This window comes from Enterobacter cloacae complex sp. IR5441 (assembly GCF_049238215.1).
Lineage (GTDB): Bacteria > Pseudomonadota > Gammaproteobacteria > Enterobacterales > Enterobacteriaceae > Enterobacter > Enterobacter hormaechei_C.
Genome location: NZ_JBMKIA010000010.1, coordinates 151,562 through 167,046, shown reverse-complemented (window position 1 = coordinate 167,046; position 15,485 = coordinate 151,562). Strand labels below are relative to the sequence as shown.

Below are 15,485 nucleotides of genomic sequence, written 5' to 3'. Positions count from 1 at the left end.
CCGGCAAAACCATCGACTTACAGGCCATGTGATCCATATCTGAATGACAACCGCAAAGGTCTTGGCGGTGCTTCAAGGAGTGACTAATGACTCACGCTCACGACGACATCAGGGTTGGCACACTGTGCCTTCCCTTCATTGGTAACGGCTGGCTAATGCCATGGGGTGAAGTTGTCAGCAATCCATTAAAGGCGCAGCGGCTCGCTGAGGAATATCGGGAAAGGCAGGAGGCGGCATGACAGCGAAATACTCACTTCTGTATGTCGATCCCCCTTGGTCTTACGGCAATACAATCAGTAACGGCGCCGCCGCCGATCACTACTCCACCATGAGGTTAATCGACATCAAGCGCCTTCCAGTGTGGGAAATTGCCGCCGAAAACTCGGTGCTGGCGATGTGGTACACCGGAACGCATAACCAGGAGGCAATCGAACTGGCCGAGGCCTGGGGTTTTACCGTTCGCACGATGAAAGGGTTTACCTGGGTGAAGCTGAATCAGAATGCCGAACTGCGCATCAATAAGGCGCTGGCCGAGGGTGAAGTAACCGACTTTTACGACTTCCTCGATCTGCTTAACGCCGAGACGCGCATGAACGGCGGCAACCACACCCGGGCCAATACCGAAGATCTGCTGATTGCTACCCGCGGCGCCGGGCTGGAACGAAAGCACGCCGGGATTAAGCAGGTTGTCTACAGCCCGCTCGGCGCGCACAGCGAAAAGCCGTGGGAAGTGCGCCACCGGCTGGAACTGCTATACGGCGATGTGCCGCGCATTGAGTTATTTAGCCGTAGCGCAGCGCCGGGCTGGGATCACTGGGGAAATCAGTGCGCTACCGCCGCGGTAGAACTACTGCCTGGCTGCGCCATCGATGTTATGAAAACGGAGGCAGCATGACGCCAGCAAATGAAAACGCCATCCGCGCCGCCTGCCGCCGGTGCACCGAGGAAATCCAGCAGGCCATGCGCAAGAAGACAAAGCCTAACTGGAACGAAACGGTGCCACCCATCATCAACAAGCATCACAAGAAAATTGAAGCTCTGGGAGTTATCCTTCTGGAGTTCGTCGTCAAAACTGGCCGCCTTAACGGGCGATTTGGAGCCGAACAATGACAACAAAAAAATGGGGTCATAACGAGCTTGCTCATGACCTTGCAGAGCATTTGCGCCAGAACACAGCGCGCATCTGCTGGGAGGACATGCAGCTAGGGCCCGCCGGTACGTGTCGACCGGATGTCTACTCTATTGCTCACAGCTACAGCAAATTCTGCCCTGTCGTCTATGAGGTAAAAGTAAGCGTAAGTGATTTCCGTGCTGACGTTACAGCAGGCAAATACACCAAATACTTCAACTACGCAGGCGGCGTTGTTTTTGCTGTTCCTGAAGGCATGCTCAAGAAAAGCGACATTCCAGATGGTTGTGGCTTGATGATCCGGAAGGAATCTGGATGGCATACCCTCAAGGGGCCGACCATGCGCCAGATTGATACCCTTCCTCGCGATGCCTGGATGAAGCTGCTTATGGACGGCATGACCCGGCAGGCAGAGAGAACCCAAATAAAAAGCCGCGTAATCAACACCTACCTCAGCGACCAAAAACTAATGAAGCGACATGGCAACGAAATCGCCGATCTTGTTTGCCGAGCACATCGATCAAAGGAGCGCCTTGAGCAGCACATTAGGGATAACGATGAAAGGCTGAAGAACCTGCGCCAGGAAAGTGAAGAGGAGTTGCAACGCCGACGTAAGCGCCGGGAGGAATCTGAGGAAAGGTTAACCGACGCTCAGCAAGATCTGGCGAAAGCGCTTGGCCTCGACCCGAATGTCCCTATCTATGTACTGACAAGGACGCTATGGGAAGCAACGCGCCGACTGACAGAGGATGAAGAGGTAAAGAGGTTGCGAGGAATATTGTCCAACCTTGAGCGCACGCTGAATGATGGTCTGAAACCATTACCCGGGGAGAACGCCGCATGAACAAAGCCTCGCCCGTTGATTTGAGAAAAAGCATCGAAATTGCCAACCACCTGGCGCACATCGGGATTCGCTTTGTGCCGATCCCGGTGGCGACCGAGGAAGAATTCCAGACGCTGGCCGCCGAGTTATCGCGACGGCTTGAGCAGATGGCCGTCGAAGCCGAGAAGAATGAAGGCGGTGAAGCATGAAGGAACTAATCACTCAGGAGCTTAAGGCTCCTTTTTTATTGCTGGCGTTCACCTTCAACCGAATTAACCGACAGTTCCGGGAGTATTGACCATGGACATCATCGATACCGCAGCAGAGATTGAAGAGCTTCAGCGTAACGCGGCCCTTTCCGCTCACCGTTTGAACAGAAACGCCGTATCGGCTGAGCATTGCGCCGAATGCGGGGAAGACATCCCGGCTCCGCGGCGCGCTGCCGTTCCCGGCTGCCAAACGTGTGCGGAGTGCCAGGGTGTTATCGAATTGAGGAATAAGCAAAGGGGGATCCAGTGAAAGAGCGCGGAATGATTTTTAATGGCGAGATGGTGCGTGCCATCCTCAACGGCCGGAAGACGCAGACGCGCAGGATTATGAAGGTACAGCCTGTCCTCAATGGTAGTTTTTATGAGGTATACGGTGCTGGATGGGTCCAGAGCATGAAATCTGTTCCTGCAATTCCAGGGCACAGTCTTGCCAGTAATTGTCCTTTCGGTCTGGTTGGCGATCGCATCTGGGTGCGGGAAACGTGGGGCGTAGTGAGTCATGAACTGGATGAAGACGGTCGCATTCAGCCATGGAGTCCTGATCGTCCTGCCACAGCCATTAACGAAATGCCGTTTGGTAATGGTTTCTACTCTGGTCACGCTATCTACGCAGCAGACGGGGATTTTACCTGGGGTGATGACGATGGCTATGAAGATGGCCGTTCGTGCTGGAAACCATCTATCCACATGCCTCGCGCAGCCTGTCGCATTCTGCTGGAGATTACCGGTGTACGGATTGAGCGCTTGAATGGCATCAGTGAAACGGATGCAGAAGCGGAAGGCATCGACATGGATGCACTTGCTGACTCACAGGACTGTTACGACTGCATTGCAGGCCACAATATGACCGGAAGACCAACGGCAACAGGCGCATTTAAGTACCTGTGGGAATCAATCTACGGCGAGGAGAGTTGGAAGGCCAACCCATGGGTCTGGGTTATCGAATTTAAGGTGGTGCCCAATGTTCAGGATAATCCAGCCTAATACCTGGTACGCCGATCCCCACGGCGCGCCATGCAAAATTCTCCGAACTACCCACGAAGTCATCCACTACATCCGCAACGGTCGCACCTGCATTGCCAGCATGGGCCGCTTTCAGCATGAATTCGAGCCGCTCACCAAAGCACAGGCCGAGCGGATCGCCGAAGAAATCGAAACAGCAGAACACCTGAAGAAGCTGCGCGCCCAGCGTGCGGCATGAGGAGAGAGCGTGAAACCTTACGAATCGAAGAAATCACAGTTCACCAGAAACCTGATCCGGCGGCGCCACGCTGAATGGTCAGAAAAGACCTTCGGTAATGTCGGCCCTATCGGACCGCTGAAACACCTTTCTAAAGAAGCGCTGGAAGCTGCCGCCGATCCCGGCGACCTCAGCGAATGGGCTGATATGCAGTTCCTGCTATGGGACGCGCAGCGGCGCGCCGGTATCACCGATGAGCAAATCACCGCGGCGCTGGAAGAAAAGCTGAAGGTGAATATGGCGCGCCAGTGGCCGGAGCCGAAAGACGGCGAGCCACGCCTCCACATCAAACCGTGACGCAACTGATAGCCAGTTATGAGCTGGCTATTGGGTGCGAATGCACCGCCTCACATCCCTTGATGTTATTGCCGCCTACGGGCGGCTTCTTTTTGCCTGGAGAAAACCATGAGCGACATTATTCATCTGGTACCAAACAAATGGGTTTCTGAGGAGTTGCTGATCGCGCTGACCGGCCTGACAAAGAACGCGATTAAGTCAGCCCGCACCCTGTCATGGATGGAGGGGCGCGAGTACAAGCACTACTCCGGCGACTGCCAGCCGAAGGATAACTCCCCTATCCTCTATAACCGCCACGAGGTCGATAACTGGGTAGAGCGTCAGCGCCCGGCGATCCCCCGCCAGAAATCTGCTTAAATAGCCATACCTTTAACAGAGAGGAAAAGGCATGTCTAAATATCCAACCGGGGTTGAGAACCACGGCGGCACATTGCGGCTGTGGTTTACCTATAAAGGGGTCAGGGTCAGGGAAGGCCTTGGTGTTCCGGACACACCGAAAAACAGGAAGGTTGCTGGCGAGCTTCGCACATCAATATGCTATGCGATCAAGACCGGCACCTTCATCTATTCGTCTCAGTTTCCTAACTCTAAAAACCTACAACGCTTTGGAGAATCAAGGCAGGAGGTGACGATCGGAGAGCTTGCTGGAAGGTGGCTCGCTTTGAAAGAAATGGAGGTGGCTGAATCATCGCTAAATACTTATGCTCGCGTGATTGCTAATGTCATGGCTATCATTGGCCATGGCGCCCTTCTTTCTTCAATAACAAAAGAGAGCATGCTGGAAGTTAGAAAGGAATTGCTGACCGGTTATCAGGTCATGAAGAAGGGACATAAAACGGCAAAGAGGGGTCGATCCTCTGTCACGGTGAACAACTATATGACCGTGCTGTTTGGCATATTCCAGTTTGCAGTTGAAAACGGGTATATCTCAAGGTCACCGATGACGGGAATTGCACCACTGCGAGAGTCACGCCCGGATCCTGATCCTATCACCAGAGAAGAATTCCCACGCCTGATAGACGCCTGCCATCATCAGCAGAGTAAAAATCTTTGGGCTATCGCCGTTTACACCGGATTGCGGCCGGGTGAACTATGCGGGCTTGCCTGGGAGGATGTGGACTTAAAGGCGGGGACTCTCACAGTAAGAAGGAGCCTGACTCAGAAAGGGATATTCACTCTGCCGAAAACCAATGCTGGCACTAACCGGGTTGTGCACCTGATCGAGCCTGCACTCGAGGCGTTCAAAAGCCAGTATGAAATGACCCGCCTCTCTCAGGAGCATAACGTAGCCGTTAAGCTGAGGGAGTACGGAAAGAAAGAATTCAGTAAGTGCACGTTCGTCTTCCTGCCGTCGCTGACAGCCAGGGCCGGGAATTACGGCAAGCACTTCTCCATCAATTCCATAGGGAATTCGTGGGATGCAGCGATGAAAAGAGCCGGGCTTCGCCACCGGAAATCTTATCAGTCGAGACACACCTATGCATGCTGGTCACTTTCGGCAGGAGCAAACCCGAACTTCATTGCTAACCAGATGGGCCATGCCGATGCTCAAATGGTTTTTCAGGTTTACGGAAAGTGGATGGAGGAAAACAACCTGGACCAGATAGCATTGTTGAGCTCAAAATTAAGCGACTTTGCCCCAACGATGCCCCACAGCAACAGGCCTGCTGCATAATATCTTAGTATATCCTATACATACCAATTGTAGCGCTGAAAATCCATAAACTCCAGGGCGGTGCCCAGCCAGCCAGATACGGCGGCTTTCACCAGATCTGACGTACTTCTTTGAGGTTGTGCTTGAGTCATAATGGCTATCTCTGCAAGGTAAGATGCGTACCACTGAGAGCCTGTCTTCGCAGGCTCTTAACCGCGTGAATTATTATTGGTCGAACGTGAGCAAGACTTTGCAGCACTGCCGCTGGTCTTTTTCAAACAGTTCGATGGCGTCTGTAACGTGGTGATAGTCAAATGTATGGGTGACCAGTTTTTCAGGGTCGATCAGCCCTTTTTCCAGCCAGTCAATGACCACCGGGAATTTGTTGGCATTCAGGCGCGAAGAGAAGATCGACAGCTCTTTGCCGGTGATCCCCTGCTGCACAATCTGGCTCGGGTCGCTGGAGAAGCCCATCAGCACGATGCGCGCCGCCGGAGACGCCAGCGTAATCGCTTCCTGTAAAATGGACGGATGACAGGCAGCATCGATGATTAACGTCGGCTTGATGCCTTTTTCATCCAGCGCGGCCTGTAAAGAATGCTCGCCGTTGTTGAAGACCCAGTCTGCGCCGCTGCGTTGCGCCATCTCCAGCCGCTCATCAATGCGATCCACCACGATGACCTGCTTCACCTTGTAAACGCCCTTCAGCGCCTGCACGGTGACCAGCCCCATCGGGCCTGCGCCGTAAATCAGCGCCACATCCTGTTCGGTGGGTTTCGCCTGCCCCGTCACGTTGGCGGCAATGGTGAATGGCTCAACCATCACCGCGTGGTGGTCAGGGATCGCATCCGGAATGCGCCAGGCATTTTTCGCCGGCACCACGGCGTATTCGCTGAAGCCGCCGTCACGGTGGACGCCCAGCACCACCAGCGAAGTACAAACGTTCGGTTTTCCAACGGAACACGGGTAGCAGTGCCCGCAGCTGATCACCGGATCAACCGAAACGCGCTGGCCCAGTCGGGTGCCCTCCACGCCTTCGCCAACCGCGTCTATTTCGCCAAAGAACTCGTGACCGATTACCCGCGGGTATTTTGCAAACGGGTTATGCCCGCGATAGATATGGCTGTCTGAACCGCAAATACCGGCGAGCTTAATTTTGACGCGGACGTCGCCTGCGCCCGGCAACGGGAGAGGACGCTCTTCAATCACCAGCACATCCGGCTGTTGGATCACTACGCTTTTCATCATTCGCTCCTCGTTTACCAGTTCCAGAGGGTGCCGTCTTCCAGACGAGCCACCGGCAGATAAGCCGGATCGTACGGGTATTTCGCCGCCAGCTTCTCATCAAACTCAATGCCCAGCCCTGGCTTGTCGCCCGGGTGCATATAGCCGTTATCGAAGCGCCAGCTGTGCGGGAACACTTCCAGCATCTGCTCCGAATACCCCATATACTCTTGCACGCCAAAGTTCGGTACCCACAGGTCAAAATGCAGCGCCGCGGCGTGGCAAATCGGCGACAGATCCGACGGGCCGTGTGAGCCGGTACGCACCTGATAAAGTGAGGCAAAGTCCGCAATGCGACGCATCCCGGTGATGCCGCCCGCATGGGTTATGGTGGCGCGGATATAGTCAATGAGCTGCTCTTCAATCAGCTGCTTGCAGTCCCAGATGCTGTTGAACACTTCCCCCACCGCAATTGGCGTGACGGTGTGCTGGCGGATCAGGCGGAAACACTCCTGGTTTTCAGCGGGAGTCGGATCTTCCATCCAGAACAGACGGTACTCTTCAATGCTTTTGCCGAATCGCGCCGCTTCGATGGGCGTCAGACGGTGGTGCATGTCGTGAAGGAGATGTTCATTGAAGCCGAACTGACTGCGCACTGCGTCGAACAGTTTCGGCGTGAAGTCGAGGTATTTTTCAGTGGACCACAGCTGCTCTTCCGGCCAGGCGCCCTTGGTCGCTGGCTCATACGCCAGCCCTTTTCCTTTTGCCATGCCGTAGGTGGTTTTCATTCCCGGCACGCCGCACTGCACGCGAATTGCCTTGAAGCCCATCTCTTTATGACGGGCATAATCTTCCAGCACGTCGTCAATGGTGTGCCCGGTGGTGTGACAATAAACCATCACCCCTTCCCGGGAGGCTCCGCCCAGAAGCTGATAGAGCGGCATGTTCGCGGCTTTCGCCTTAATGTCCCACAGCGCCATATCCACGGCAGAAATCGCTGACATGGTGACCGGACCACGACGCCAGTAAGCGCCTTTATAGAAGAACTGCCAGATATCTTCGATGCGGTGCGCATCGCGGCCAATCAACTGAGGGCACAGGTGATCTTTCAGGTAGGAGGCAACGGAAAGTTCACGTCCGTTCAGCGTGGCATCACCCAGGCCGACAATGCCCTCATCGGTGGTGATTTTAAGGGTGACAAAGTTACGCCCCGGGCAGGTGACAAATACTTCAGCCCCGACAATCTTCATAATCCATTTCCTTACATCGCTCGTTGTGATGCAGGAAATTTACGCAACTACACTACTACCATACAAGTATAATGATCGTAAAATCAGCGGGCGATCACACTATAAGGACGCTTATGCGCGTCCCCAACCGGCCACGATGATCAACATGCCGCACAGGGCAATCAGCGCGCCTGCCCAGTCATACAGGCTTAGCCTGACGCCATCGACAACGCGCAGCCACAGCAGCGCGGTACAGACGTACACTCCGCCGTAGGCCGCATATACCCTCCCGCTGGCGGCCGGATGCAGGGTGAGCAGCCAGACAAAAAGGGCCAGGGACACACCCGCCGGGATCAGCAGCAGCGCGGAAGCGCCCCGCTTTAGCCAGAGCCACGGCAAAAAGCATCCGATGATTTCGCACAGCGCGGTCGCGAAAAAAAGCAGCGTCGTTTTGAACATTTTTCTCGTTTCGTGAGGATTGATTTAGACATCATACGCGATAATGTTCACATCGTTCCCATACCTGCCGCGCGCGTATGACACCCTTTCGGATTGGTGTAGAATCCAACGGGGTAATCCGATTGTCTGCACCCGTTTAAAGGAAACGCTATGACTACATTAAGCAAACGCCTTTGTCTGACAGCCGTACTGGCGCTGTCATCGTTCGCCTTCGCCGCAACGGCATCAGCCGAAACCAGCAAACTCATCATTGAGTCTGGTGACAGCGCGCAAAGCCGGCAGAACGCCGCCATGGACAAAGAACAATGGAATGACACCCGCAGCCTGCGTCAGAAAGTGAATAAGCGCGTGGAAAAAGAGTGGGATAAAGAAGACGTCGCGTTTGATGCCCGCGACAAATGCCAGCAAAGTGCCAACGTCAACGCCTATTGGGAGCCTAACACCCTGCGCTGTCTGGATCGTCGCACTGGCCGCACGGTAGCACCGTAATGTCGACGCCGTGTGACGTTAAGCTCCGTCCGCTGGAGCGCGAAGATTTACGCTTTGTTCACCAGCTCGACAACAATGCCAGCGTGATGCGCTACTGGTTTGAAGAGCCTTATGAGGCGTTTGTCGAGCTGTCCGATCTCTACGACAAGCATATCCACGATCAGAGTGAACGCCGGTTTGTGGTGGAGTGCGAAGGTGAGAAAGCCGGGCTGGTTGAACTGGTTGAGATCAACCACGTTCACCGTCGAGCGGAATTTCAGATCATTATTTCACCGGAGCACCAGGGGAAAGGTCTTGCGTCGCGGGCGGCAAAGCTGGCGATGGATTACGGGTTTAACGTCCTGAATCTCTACAAGCTTTACCTTATCGTCGACAAAGAGAACGAAAAAGCGATTCATATCTACCGTAAGCTGGGCTTTATGGTGGAAGGTGAACTGATCCATGAGTTCTTTATTAACGGCGAATACCGTAACACCATCCGCATGTGCATTTTCCAGCATCAGCATCTGGCCGGGCATAAGTCCTCCTCCGCCAGCCTGCTTAAACCCACCGCGCAGTAACCTGCGCGGTTTTATTCTCAATAATATTCAATGCTGTTTTTGATGGTGTACTTGTGCTCAACGGCAGGTTTGACGCTGTCATCGGTGATCACCAGCTCACAGCTCACCGGGTTATTATGGCGATCGTAATCACAGCTCTGCTTTACATTGCCCATCGGTTTATCGTTCAACAGGCTTACCGCCGTATAATCCATGCGCTTGCGCAGATCTTTCGACGGCACCGACTTGACCGATAAACGCTTGTCGCCGGAAACCGTAGTTTTACCCAGCGGGTAGCCGTCGGCGTCATACTGGTACTTCACTTCCATCTCTTTGCTGTGCGCGGCAACCACAAACCCGTTATCGTCGGTGTCCCACGTCAGGCCGGCAGACGGCAGTTCCGCCAGCTGACATTTTCCCTGCAACTTTACCTTCTGCTGCTGGGTTTCCGCATCGACGTAGTAGTTAGCATCCAGCACCAGCGCAACGCCCGTATTAGCGTCGAGATCGTGCAGTTCAAGCGTATCGAAACACCCTTCCGTTGACATCGTGCCGGTCACACGTTTAGAGACTTCACCCTTATCGTTGAACAGCGTCTGGGTAAAATCCTTCACCGGCCCGCGCAGAGGATCAAAGTCAAACTCGTTCGAAAAACTCGCCATCTCCGGCGTAAATGACAGCGGCGCGGTGTTGTTGTCGCATCCCACCAGTACCGTTGCCAGTAGCGTTATCGCTGCGTATTTATTCACATCATTTACCAAAAGAATGAAAGGATTGTGGCACTCATAGTAGCAAATAGTATGGTAGCGATGTTGAATTGGTTCGAATACTGGTAAAATGTATGAATTTGGCCCAGCTATTAAGTCTTTAAGGAACGCTAAAAGGATGAGAACTTTTATAGTCAATCTCAAACACTCGCTCGAACGTCGTGCGAAAATGGAATGTCAATTGTCCGAATTGAACATTGCATACGAGTTTATTGAAGCAGTAGATGGTCGAAAAATGACTGAAACTGAACTAAGAAATGTCACACGGGAGACAAATTATGCTTTTCTCCCGGGAGAAGTGGGTTGTGCATTAAGCCATCAAAAAATATACAAAAGAATAATAGATGAAAATATCGACGCCGCTCTTATCCTTGAGGATGATGTTGTACTAAACAGCGATCTGCGTGAGATACTTAATAGCGTTACGCTCAGCAAAACAAAACCTGAGATTCTTCTTCTGAGTCGGGTCAATAAATATTACAAAAAACCGTTCAAACACATTTTCGGCTCATATAATATACATAAGACTCAGCATGCCACGACTACTCATGCATACATTATCAATCAAAAAGCTGCTAGAAGCCTTCTGGATAACCTTTATCCTGTATGGATGGTTGCCGATAAATGGAGTTTATTCGAAGACCTATCACTGGCTAAAATTCACTCTATAGTACCTTATCCAGTACGCCTTTCCGAAGAAGCCAATGTTTCAACAATTAATGAATCAAAAGGTGATGCCATGCTGGATGCCAAAAAGAAAAAAATTTGGAATTTACTTATGCGGGAAAGGCCGTTAGCTGCAAAGCTTCGCCACCGTTATCGAAGAGCCATAACTCCTTTATTGAATCAAATAATCGATCAGGGCAAAGGGTAATCTAACCTTCTTCAACATGATTACGGCTCCAGGACAATTCAGAAAGACAGGTCCAAAAACAAAAGCTTACCCTAACCCTGCTATGCTTACAGTCTACACAGTGAAAAGGAGCTACAGATGAAACGGTTACCCTGGATTACCGCCCTGCTGTTAATGAGTGCTTCACCCGCTCTTCTTGCGGCCCCGGACTCCTGCGAGCGCGTGAAAAGCGACATTCAGCAGAAGATTATCAACAACGGCGTACCGGAGTCTGGCTTTACCCTGAACATCGTCCCGAACGATCAGGCCAATCAGCCGGATGCGCAGGTCGTTGGGCATTGTGCCAACGATACTTTCAAAATTTTGTACACCCGCACCAGTAGCGGCAACTACCCGGTGAGCGGCGCAGGTACGCAAGAGAATGCGCCCGCTGAGCCGCAATGATTTTCCCACTCAATTCCCCTGATTTGACGAGGATTAATATTTAATACCTCTAAATAAGTAACACTCCCCCCATCATTAGCCCGGTTGTAGTCACGGGTGAAAATAATTATTAACAATGATGGGGTGAGTTATGTCCGAAGTTGAACATCACGGCGGTATAAGCCGTCGAACTCTGGTTAAATCTACTGCCATAGGATCCCTTGCGCTTGCCGCCGGTGGGATCGCATTACCTTTTGGTCTGAAAAGCGCCGCCGCCGCTGTGCAGTCCGCTATTCAGCCCGCAGAAGACAAAGTTGTCTGGGGCGCCTGCTCGGTAAACTGCGGTAGCCGCTGCGCGCTACGTCTGCACGTTCGCGATGACGAAGTCTACTGGGTTGAAACGGATAATACCGGCGAGGATATTTACGGCAACCATCAGGTTCGCGCCTGTCTGCGAGGCCGTTCAATTCGCCGTCGCATTAATCACCCAGACCGTCTGAACTATCCGATGAAACGCGTGGGCAAACGCGGAGAAGGCAAGTTTGAGCGTATCACCTGGGAAGAAGCGCTGGACACCATCGCCGCGAGCCTGAAAAGCGTGGTCGAAAAATACGGCAACGAAGCGGTCTACATTAACTACTCCTCCGGAATTGTAGGCGGCAACATCACCCGATCCTCCCCTTATGCCTCGCTGGTCGCGCGCCTGATGAACTGCTACGGCGGCTTCCTCAGCCACTACGGCACCTACAGCACCGCGCAGATCGCCTGCGCAATGCCCTACACCTACGGCAGCAACGACGGCAACAGCACATCGGATATCGAAAACACCAAACTGGTCGTGATGTTCGGCAATAATCCGGCGGAAACGCGCATGAGCGGCGGCGGGATCACTTACTACCTTGAGCAGGCGCGCGAACGGTCTAACGCGCAGATGATCGTTATCGATCCGCGCTATACCGACACTGCCGCAGGGCGTGAAGACGAGTGGATCCCGATTCGTCCGGGCACCGATGCCGCGCTGGTGGCAGGTATTGCGTGGGTGCTGATTAATGAAAATCTGGTCGATCAACCTTTCCTCGATAAATACTGCGTGGGTTATGACGAAAAAACCCTGCCGGAAGGCGCACCGGCTAATGGTCATTACAAAGCCTATATTCTCGGCCAGGGTGATGACAAAACCGCGAAAACCCCTGAGTGGGCGTCTCGCATAACGGGCATCCCTGCCGATCGCATCATTAAGCTGGCCCGTGAAATCGGTTCGGCGAAACCGGCCTACATTTGCCAGGGCTGGGGCCCACAGCGTCAGGCTAACGGGGAGCAAACGTCCCGCGCCATCGCCATACTGCCGATCCTGACCGGCAACGTCGGCATTAACGGCGGCAACAGCGGCGCGCGCGAATCGACCTACACCATCACCATCGAACGCATGCCGCTGCCGGAAAATCCGGTGAAAACGCAAATCTCCTGCTTCAGCTGGACGGATGCCATTGCCCGTGGACCGGAGATGACCGCCCTGCGCGACGGCGTACGCGGCAAAGATAAGCTCGATGTGCCGATCAAGTTCATCTGGAACTACGCGGGTAATACCATCATCAACCAGCACTCCGATATCAACAAAACTCACGACATTTTGCAGGATGAGAGCAAGTGCGAAACGATCGTCGTCATCGACAACTTTATGACCTCGTCCGCGAAGTATGCCGATATTGTTCTGCCGGATCTGATGACCGTCGAGCAGGAAGATATCATTCCCAACGATTACGCCGGCAACATGGGATACCTGATTTTTCTCCAGCCGGTTACCGCCCCGAAGTTCGAGCGCAAGCCCATCTACTGGATCATGAGTGAAGTGGCGAAACGCCTCGGACCGGATATCCATCAGAAATTCACTGAAGGCCGTACGCAGGAGCAGTGGCTGCGCTACCTGTACGCCAAAATGGTCGCCAAAGATCCGCTGCTGCCGTCCTACGACGCGCTGAAAAAAATGGGTATTTATAAGCGCAAAGATCCTAACGGACATTTCGTGGCCTATAAAAAATTCCGTGACGATCCGGATGCCAATCCGCTGAAAACCCCGTCGGGCAAAATCGAGATCTACTCCAGCAAGCTGGCGGATATTGCGGCAACCTGGGAACTGCAAAAAGACGAGACCATCACCCCGCTGCCGGTCTATACCTCAACCTTTGAAGGCTGGGACGCGCCCGAGCGCAGCAAGTTCCCGCTGCAACTGTTCGGTTTCCACTTTAAAGCCCGTACCCACTCCAGCTACGGCAACGTGGATGTGCTCCAGGCCGCCTGTCGCCAGGAGGTGTGGCTTAACCCTGTGGATGCGGAGCAACGTGGAATCAAAAACGGGGATATGGTGCGCGTCTTCAACGACCGCGGCGAAGTGCGTATTGCCGCGTAAGTCACCCCGCGCATCATGCCCGGCGTAAGCGCGATGGGCCAGGGCGCCTGGCATGACGCCAACATGAACGGCGATCGTGTCGATCACGGCTCCTGCATCAATACCCTGACCACGCACCGCCCGTCACCGCTGGCGAAAGGCAACCCGCAGCACACGAACCTGGTGCAGATCGAGAAGGCATAAGGATTAACCGATGACTACCCAGTATGGATTTTTTATTGATTCCAGCCGCTGCACCGGGTGTAAAACCTGCGAGCTGGCCTGCAAGGATTACAAAGACCTGACCCCGGACGTCAGCTTCCGGCGTATTTATGAATACGCGGGCGGCGACTGGCAGGAGGACAACGGCGTCTGGCATCAGAATGTCTTCGCCTATTACCTGTCGATTGCCTGCAACCACTGCGAAGATCCGGCCTGCACCAAGGTCTGCCCGAGCGGGGCAATGCACAAGCGCGACGACGGTTTTGTGGTGGTGGACGAGGATGTCTGCATCGGCTGTCGCTACTGCCACATGGCCTGCCCGTACGGCGCGCCGCAGTACAATGCCGCCAAAGGCCACATGACCAAGTGCGACGGCTGCCACAGCCGCGTGGCGGACGGCAAAAAGCCCATCTGCGTCGAATCCTGCCCGCTGCGCGCGCTGGACTTTGGCCCGATTGAGGAGCTGCGCAAAAAACACGGTCAGCTTGCTGCCGTCGCGCCGCTGCCGTCTGCGCACTTCACGAAGCCGAGTATTGTGATTAAACCTAACGCCAACAGCCGTCCGACGGGTGACACCACCGGCTACCTGGCAAACCCGAAGGAGGTGTGAGATGGGAAGTGGATGGCATGAATGGCCGCTGGTGATCTTCACCGTTTTCGGGCAGTGCGTGGCCGGCGCGTTAATCGTGATGGGCTTCGTCTGGCTTAAGGAAAATGATGACAAGGCCAGCATGCGCATCGTGCGCAGCCTGTTTTTTCTCTGGCTGGTAATGGGTATTGGGTTTATGGCCTCGGTACTGCATCTTGGCTCCCCGCTGCGTGCCTTCAACTCGCTTAACCGCGTGGGCGCGTCAGCGCTGAGTAATGAGATCGCGGCGGGTTCGATCTTCTTTGCCGTGGGCGGTTTCTGGTGGCTGGTGTCGGTTATCGGTAAAATGCCCCCAGCTTTGGGCAAAATCTGGCTGGTTGTCAGCCAGATCCTGGGCATCGTTTTTGTCTGGGCGATGACCCGGGTCTATCAGATTGAGACTGTCCCGACCTGGTATACGGGTTACACCACGCTGAGCTTCTTCCTGACGATGGTTCTGGCTGGTCCTCTGCTGGCCGCGCTGCTGCTGCGCGTCGCAAACGTGACATTCAAAGGTACTCTTGCCGCGTCAGTCAGCGCACTGGCACTTATCGTCTGCGTGGCGGTCATCGTGTTGCAAAGCAATACGCTGGGGACAATACAGAGTTCCATCCAGCAGGCTAACGCCCTGCTTACGGATTATGGTTCGCTTCAGGTATGGCGCATCGCGTTGCTGGCGGCGGGTTTAGGCTGCTGGATCTGCCCGCTGATTCGTCGTCAGGAGCCAAAAACGCTCGGCCTGTTTGCAGGTGTCGTGCTGGTGGCGCTGGGTGAACTGATTGGCCGTGGGCTATTTTATGGTCTGCATATGACCGCAGGGTTAGCAATTGCAGGTTAACACAGGTGCGCGGGGC

20 protein-coding genes and 2 pseudogenes are annotated in these 15,485 nt (G+C 54.0%); 18 read left to right on the top strand and 4 right to left on the bottom strand.

Going from position 1 to position 15,485, the window contains the following annotated elements; all coding sequences use genetic code 11:
• Positions 1-86 precede the first annotated feature (86 nt).
• The 11 genes and pseudogenes from ACOTX5_RS13565 to ACOTX5_RS13515 all read left to right on the top strand — a co-directional run bounded on the left by ACOTX5_RS13565 (position 87) and on the right by ACOTX5_RS13515 (position 5,433).
• Positions 87-239 carry a DUF1317 family protein gene (locus tag ACOTX5_RS13565; protein WP_006809793.1) on the top strand — a complete coding sequence of 51 codons (153 nt, stop codon included), beginning with the start codon at positions 87-89 and terminating at the stop codon, positions 237-239.
• Positions 236-895: an MT-A70 family methyltransferase gene (locus tag ACOTX5_RS13560; RefSeq protein ID WP_063945257.1), complete on the top strand. Its 660-nt coding sequence runs from the start codon at positions 236-238 to the stop codon at positions 893-895. The genes ACOTX5_RS13565 and ACOTX5_RS13560 overlap by 4 nt, the downstream gene beginning before the upstream one ends.
• A complete protein-coding gene (locus ACOTX5_RS13555; RefSeq protein WP_063945256.1) occupies positions 892-1,110 on the top strand; it encodes a hypothetical protein in 219 nt (72 codons plus the stop codon). Before ACOTX5_RS13560 ends, ACOTX5_RS13555 begins: the two co-directional genes overlap by 4 nt.
• Complete coding sequence (locus tag ACOTX5_RS13550) at positions 1,107-1,973, top strand: MmcB family DNA repair protein (protein ID WP_063945255.1); 867 nt, start codon at positions 1,107-1,109, stop codon at positions 1,971-1,973. Before ACOTX5_RS13555 ends, ACOTX5_RS13550 begins: the two co-directional genes overlap by 4 nt.
• The gene (locus ACOTX5_RS13545) at positions 1,970-2,161 is read left to right on the top strand and encodes a DUF1382 family protein (RefSeq protein WP_234101331.1); all 192 of its coding nucleotides are present in this window, start codon (positions 1,970-1,972) and stop codon (positions 2,159-2,161) included. Before ACOTX5_RS13550 ends, ACOTX5_RS13545 begins: the two co-directional genes overlap by 4 nt.
• Before the next feature lie 91 nt (positions 2,162-2,252).
• The gene (locus ACOTX5_RS13540) at positions 2,253-2,471 is read left to right on the top strand and encodes a TraR/DksA family transcriptional regulator (protein WP_108648033.1); all 219 of its coding nucleotides are present in this window, start codon (positions 2,253-2,255) and stop codon (positions 2,469-2,471) included.
• The gene (locus ACOTX5_RS13535) at positions 2,468-3,205 is read left to right on the top strand and encodes a hypothetical protein (RefSeq protein ID WP_234101330.1); all 738 of its coding nucleotides are present in this window, start codon (positions 2,468-2,470) and stop codon (positions 3,203-3,205) included. The genes ACOTX5_RS13540 and ACOTX5_RS13535 overlap by 4 nt, the downstream gene beginning before the upstream one ends.
• Positions 3,183-3,422, top strand: a complete 240-nt coding sequence (locus ACOTX5_RS13530) for a DUF4222 domain-containing protein (RefSeq protein ID WP_032608690.1) — start codon at positions 3,183-3,185, stop codon at positions 3,420-3,422. Before ACOTX5_RS13535 ends, ACOTX5_RS13530 begins: the two co-directional genes overlap by 23 nt.
• A 57-nt stretch (positions 3,423-3,479) precedes the next feature.
• Positions 3,480-3,752: pseudogene (locus tag ACOTX5_RS13525) on the top strand (DUF550 domain-containing protein); the annotation flags it as partial.
• Between the two features lie 114 nt (positions 3,753-3,866).
• Positions 3,867-4,115 carry an excisionase family protein gene (gene xisR, locus ACOTX5_RS13520; protein ID WP_049133014.1) on the top strand — a complete coding sequence of 83 codons (249 nt, stop codon included), beginning with the start codon at positions 3,867-3,869 and terminating at the stop codon, positions 4,113-4,115.
• Positions 4,116-4,146: 31 nt separating this feature from the next.
• Entirely contained in the window at positions 4,147-5,433 is a 1,287-nt protein-coding gene (locus tag ACOTX5_RS13515; RefSeq protein WP_049133016.1) for a tyrosine-type recombinase/integrase, read from the top strand.
• Between the two features lie 204 nt (positions 5,434-5,637).
• Here the strand turns inward: ACOTX5_RS13515 and ACOTX5_RS13510 are convergent, their stop codons facing one another.
• The 3 genes from ACOTX5_RS13510 to ACOTX5_RS13500 form a co-directional block, all read right to left on the bottom strand.
• Positions 5,638-6,657 carry a Zn-dependent oxidoreductase gene (locus tag ACOTX5_RS13510; RefSeq protein ID WP_023296536.1) on the bottom strand — a complete coding sequence of 340 codons (1,020 nt, stop codon included), beginning with the start codon at positions 6,655-6,657 and terminating at the stop codon, positions 5,638-5,640.
• A gap of 14 nt (positions 6,658-6,671) precedes the next feature.
• Entirely contained in the window at positions 6,672-7,886 is a 1,215-nt protein-coding gene (manD, locus tag ACOTX5_RS13505; protein WP_017384541.1) for a D-mannonate dehydratase ManD, read from the bottom strand.
• A 111-nt stretch (positions 7,887-7,997) separates the two neighbouring features.
• The gene (locus ACOTX5_RS13500; RefSeq protein ID WP_003857412.1) at positions 7,998-8,324 is read right to left on the bottom strand and encodes a YnfA family protein; all 327 of its coding nucleotides are present in this window, start codon (positions 8,322-8,324) and stop codon (positions 7,998-8,000) included.
• A 150-nt stretch (positions 8,325-8,474) separates the two neighbouring features.
• Between ACOTX5_RS13500 and ACOTX5_RS13495 the strand changes: the two genes are divergently transcribed.
• Complete coding sequence (locus tag ACOTX5_RS13495) at positions 8,475-8,813, top strand: DUF1283 family protein (protein WP_006808856.1); 339 nt, start codon at positions 8,475-8,477, stop codon at positions 8,811-8,813.
• Positions 8,813-9,373 (top strand): spermidine N1-acetyltransferase, encoded by a 561-nt coding sequence (gene speG / locus ACOTX5_RS13490; RefSeq protein WP_003857416.1) that lies wholly within the window; start codon positions 8,813-8,815, stop codon positions 9,371-9,373. Before ACOTX5_RS13495 ends, speG begins: the two co-directional genes overlap by 1 nt.
• A gap of 17 nt (positions 9,374-9,390) precedes the next feature.
• Here the strand turns inward: speG and ACOTX5_RS13485 are convergent, their stop codons facing one another.
• Positions 9,391-10,101 (bottom strand): YnfC family lipoprotein, encoded by a 711-nt coding sequence (locus ACOTX5_RS13485; protein ID WP_017384542.1) that lies wholly within the window; start codon positions 10,099-10,101, stop codon positions 9,391-9,393.
• An 88-nt stretch (positions 10,102-10,189) separates the two neighbouring features.
• Here ACOTX5_RS13485 and ACOTX5_RS13480 point away from each other — a divergent pair, with 88 nt between their 5' ends.
• From ACOTX5_RS13480 to ACOTX5_RS13460, 5 genes and pseudogenes are all read left to right on the top strand, one after another.
• A complete protein-coding gene (locus ACOTX5_RS13480) occupies positions 10,190-10,993 on the top strand; it encodes a glycosyltransferase family 25 protein (RefSeq protein WP_080340108.1) in 804 nt (267 codons plus the stop codon).
• 117 nt (positions 10,994-11,110) lie between these two features.
• On the top strand, positions 11,111-11,416 hold the full coding sequence (locus ACOTX5_RS13475; protein ID WP_045911696.1) for a DUF1161 domain-containing protein: 306 nt from the start codon (positions 11,111-11,113) through the stop codon (positions 11,414-11,416).
• Between the two features lie 130 nt (positions 11,417-11,546).
• A pseudogene (gene ynfE, locus ACOTX5_RS13470) lies at positions 11,547-13,985 on the top strand (selenate/tellurate reductase subunit YnfE).
• A 10-nt stretch (positions 13,986-13,995) separates the two neighbouring features.
• Positions 13,996-14,613, top strand: a complete 618-nt coding sequence (locus ACOTX5_RS13465; RefSeq protein ID WP_017384545.1) for a DMSO/selenate family reductase complex B subunit — start codon at positions 13,996-13,998, stop codon at positions 14,611-14,613.
• 1 nt (position 14,614) lies between these two features.
• A complete protein-coding gene (locus ACOTX5_RS13460) occupies positions 14,615-15,469 on the top strand; it encodes a dimethyl sulfoxide reductase anchor subunit family protein (protein ID WP_045911688.1) in 855 nt (284 codons plus the stop codon).
• Positions 15,470-15,485 lie beyond the last annotated feature (16 nt).

Coding starts and splice junctions, on each gene's coding strand:
- ACOTX5_RS13565 (WP_006809793.1), top strand. CDS start 87: ATGACTCACGCTCACGACGACATCAGGGTTGGCACACTGTGCCTTCCC.
- ACOTX5_RS13560 (WP_063945257.1), top strand. CDS start 236: ATGACAGCGAAATACTCACTTCTGTATGTCGATCCCCCTTGGTCTTAC.
- ACOTX5_RS13555 (WP_063945256.1), top strand. CDS start 892: ATGACGCCAGCAAATGAAAACGCCATCCGCGCCGCCTGCCGCCGGTGC.
- ACOTX5_RS13550 (WP_063945255.1), top strand. CDS start 1,107: ATGACAACAAAAAAATGGGGTCATAACGAGCTTGCTCATGACCTTGCA.
- ACOTX5_RS13545 (WP_234101331.1), top strand. CDS start 1,970: ATGAACAAAGCCTCGCCCGTTGATTTGAGAAAAAGCATCGAAATTGCC.
- ACOTX5_RS13540 (WP_108648033.1), top strand. CDS start 2,253: ATGGACATCATCGATACCGCAGCAGAGATTGAAGAGCTTCAGCGTAAC.
- ACOTX5_RS13530 (WP_032608690.1), top strand. CDS start 3,183: ATGTTCAGGATAATCCAGCCTAATACCTGGTACGCCGATCCCCACGGC.
- xisR (WP_049133014.1), top strand. CDS start 3,867: ATGAGCGACATTATTCATCTGGTACCAAACAAATGGGTTTCTGAGGAG.
- ACOTX5_RS13515 (WP_049133016.1), top strand. CDS start 4,147: ATGTCTAAATATCCAACCGGGGTTGAGAACCACGGCGGCACATTGCGG.
- ACOTX5_RS13510 (WP_023296536.1), bottom strand. CDS start 6,657: ATGAAAAGCGTAGTGATCCAACAGCCGGATGTGCTGGTGATTGAAGAG.
- manD (WP_017384541.1), bottom strand. CDS start 7,886: ATGAAGATTGTCGGGGCTGAAGTATTTGTCACCTGCCCGGGGCGTAAC.
- ACOTX5_RS13500 (WP_003857412.1), bottom strand. CDS start 8,324: ATGTTCAAAACGACGCTGCTTTTTTTCGCGACCGCGCTGTGCGAAATC.
- ACOTX5_RS13495 (WP_006808856.1), top strand. CDS start 8,475: ATGACTACATTAAGCAAACGCCTTTGTCTGACAGCCGTACTGGCGCTG.
- speG (WP_003857416.1), top strand. CDS start 8,813: ATGTCGACGCCGTGTGACGTTAAGCTCCGTCCGCTGGAGCGCGAAGAT.
- ACOTX5_RS13480 (WP_080340108.1), top strand. CDS start 10,190: ATGTATGAATTTGGCCCAGCTATTAAGTCTTTAAGGAACGCTAAAAGG.
- ACOTX5_RS13475 (WP_045911696.1), top strand. CDS start 11,111: ATGAAACGGTTACCCTGGATTACCGCCCTGCTGTTAATGAGTGCTTCA.
- ACOTX5_RS13465 (WP_017384545.1), top strand. CDS start 13,996: ATGACTACCCAGTATGGATTTTTTATTGATTCCAGCCGCTGCACCGGG.
- ACOTX5_RS13460 (WP_045911688.1), top strand. CDS start 14,615: ATGGGAAGTGGATGGCATGAATGGCCGCTGGTGATCTTCACCGTTTTC.